This window comes from Robinsoniella sp. (genome assembly GCF_034124845.1).
Map to the genome: position 1 here is coordinate 1 of NZ_JAWYAJ010000023.1, position 2,870 is coordinate 2,870.

Sequence of the window (2,870 nt, forward strand, 5' to 3'; positions counted from 1 at the left end):
CCGTTACACAACAGAATGCGGTTACAGACGAAACACCGCAAAAGGCGAAAGATAAAAAGTTCCAGGCAGGCCTAATGGGTATCATGAACTGTATATCCAGCATGGAAGAACTGTCCAGGTCTTCAAAAGCACAGGAAGTATCAGGAGCAGGAGAGGAAGTACTGGTGGGGGCATCCAAAGCCAGCAGGAGAGAAGTAAACAGGATGACAATTGAAAAGGGCATGGAGCCCGCTGGAACAGTTGGTTACAGTGCGTCACAGATTGTGAAGGACAACCATATGCCTGTGGAAGATTACGATGCACTTCTTCGCATAGTGGAAGCGGAAGCGACCGGCGGGGATATGAAAAGTAAGATTTTGGTGGCAAATGTAGTACTTAACAGAGTAAACAACAGTCATTTTCCGGATAGTATTTATGACGTTGTATGGGAGCGGGTAAATGGTGATCCGCAGTTTTCCCCAACGGCAGACGGAAGAATTGACAGTGTTACGATTTCGGATGAAACAATTGAAGCCGTTGACCGTGCTTTAAATGGTGAAGATTATTCAGAAGGTGCATTGTACTTTATTGCAAGATCCAGTGCAGACCAGATCAATGTCAACTGGTTTGATACTAAATTGCAGAAATTGTTCGTGTATGGCGGACATGAATTTTTTACATATGAAGGTTATTGATAAAATGGCGGCTGCGTTTTTGTGCAGCTGTCTTTTTTCGGCTTGTGTACTTTGAAAAGGTATGCTATAATCTGTACTTAAAGAATATAATTTAAACCAATGTAAAGGATGAAGACGATGGATTTGTTATACAAAAGTACGAGAAGTAATGAAACTGCAGTAACAGCTTCCCAGGCAATTTTAAAGGGATTATCCGCAGACGGTGGGCTATTTGTTCCATCCGCTATTCCTGCATTAGATGTGGATATGGAGACTTTGGCAGGTATGAGCTACACAGAGACGGCATTTGAAGTTATGAAGCTGTTTTTTACGGACTTTACGGAAGAAGAGTTAAAATCCTGTATTGCAAAAGCTTATGATGAAAAGTTTGATACCACGGAGATTGCACCGATTAAAAAAGAAGACGGCGCTTATTATCTGGAGCTGTTTCATGGTGCTACCATTGCATTTAAAGATATGGCACTTTCAATTCTGCCTCATTTGCTTACAACTTCAGCGAAAAAGAATAATGTGGAAAATGAAATCGTAATTCTGACTGCAACCTCAGGGGATACCGGTAAAGCGGCTCTGGCTGGATTCGCAGATGTTCCGGGCACCAGAATTGTGGTATTTTATCCCAAAGACGGTGTAAGCCCTATTCAGGAAAAGCAGATGGTTACCCAGAAGGGTGCGAATACTTTTGTAGTAGGCATTAACGGTAACTTCGATGATGCGCAGACAGGTGTGAAGAACATATTCGGAGATAAGGAGCTGGAAGCGCAGATGGCAGCTGCCGGATTCCAATTTTCTTCAGCTAACTCTATTAATATCGGTCGTCTTGTTCCGCAGGTGGTTTATTATGTATATGCCTATGCAAAATTATATGCTTCAAAGGAGATAGGCAAATCCGAGAAGATCAATGTGGTTGTGCCAACCGGTAACTTTGGAAATATTCTGGCTGCATATTACGCTAAAAATATGGGTGTTCCCATTGACAAGCTGATATGTGCCTCTAATGACAATAAAGTGCTGTATGATTTCTTTACAACAGGTACATATGACAGAAATCGTGAATTTATCCTTACCACATCACCATCTATGGACATTCTGATTTCCAGTAACCTGGAGCGGTTGATCTATAAGATTGCCGGACAAGATGCGGATAAGAATCTGGAAATGATGGCAGCACTTGGCAAAGAAGGAAAGTATGATATTACTGAAGAAATGAAAGCACAGCTTTCTGATTTCTATGGAAATTATGCTACGGAAGAAGAGACAGCACAGGAAATTGCCTCAGTATACCGTAAGACGGGATATATCATGGATACTCACACGGCAGTAGCTTCCTGTGTATTTAAGAAATATGAAGCAGAAAACAGAGATCATAACAAATCCGTAATTGCGTCTACTGCAAGCCCTTATAAGTTTACAAGGAGCGTTATGGATGCAATTGACATGAAGTATGATGCTATGACAGATTTTGAATTGGTGGATGAACTTTGCAAGCTTTCAAAAGTGAAAGTACCAGCTGCAATCGAAGAGATCAGGACAGCACCGGTACTTCATGATACTGTTGTAGAAGTAAATGAGATGAAAGACATCGTGAAAAAGTTCTTAAATATGTAAGCGTAGTCTTGGAAAGGTAGGATTGTTATGGATAGTATGTACATGCTCATGGATTTGCTTTTCGTAGGCTGCGGTGTATACGTTTTGTATGCATTTTATCTGATGAAAACAAAAGGTGAAATAAAAGAAAATGTTTTGTTATCCAGAGATATCTCAGTTTCAAAGTGTAAAGATAAGGCGGGATACATCAAATATATGACACCAAGGCTTTTGGTATTTGGAATTGTATTGCTGATCATTGGAATTGTAAGCCTTATTGGTGACTATTTTAAACTTTTAGGATTGGGATCCCTGATCATTCTGGCAATCGGACTGATTGTAATGGTTTGGTTTGTAATGATTACCAGGAAGTCCATGAAAACATTCTGGTAAATATAGTCAAGTACCCCGTTGTTTGCGTGGGGTACTGACGCACACCTGACACAGATATCAGGCACTATATATCGACGTATTTACGCCGGGCGGCCCTGGCGGAATTCACAGCCGGCACAAAAAGAGTTTCAACCGCTTATGTCAGTGGTCGAAACTCTTTTTTGAGGTGCGCCCGGCGGGCGCACGTTTCAAGGGGTGCAAGTCCCCAATCCGCCCGGT

Annotated in this window: 3 protein-coding genes; all 3 read left to right on the forward strand. The window is 41.6% G+C overall.

What is annotated here, in order from left to right; all coding sequences use genetic code 11:
* On the forward strand, positions 1-674 hold a 674-nt coding region (locus ACH2DQ_RS01150; protein WP_395025184.1), incomplete at its 5' end, for a cell wall hydrolase.
* A gap of 117 nt (positions 675-791) precedes the next feature.
* Positions 792-2,279, forward strand: coding sequence for a threonine synthase (gene thrC, locus ACH2DQ_RS01155; protein ID WP_394915629.1), 1,488 nt, complete (start codon positions 792-794; stop codon positions 2,277-2,279).
* Positions 2,280-2,306: 27 nt separating this feature from the next.
* Positions 2,307-2,651, forward strand: coding sequence for a hypothetical protein (locus tag ACH2DQ_RS01160; protein ID WP_394915630.1), 345 nt, complete (start codon positions 2,307-2,309; stop codon positions 2,649-2,651).
* Positions 2,652-2,870 lie beyond the last annotated feature (219 nt).

Bases quoted from the DNA above. Each gene is read 5' to 3' on its own strand.
- thrC (WP_394915629.1), top strand. From the start codon at position 792: ATGGATTTGTTATACAAAAGTACGAGAAGTAATGAAACTGCAGTAACA.
- ACH2DQ_RS01160 (WP_394915630.1), top strand. From the start codon at position 2,307: ATGGATAGTATGTACATGCTCATGGATTTGCTTTTCGTAGGCTGCGGT.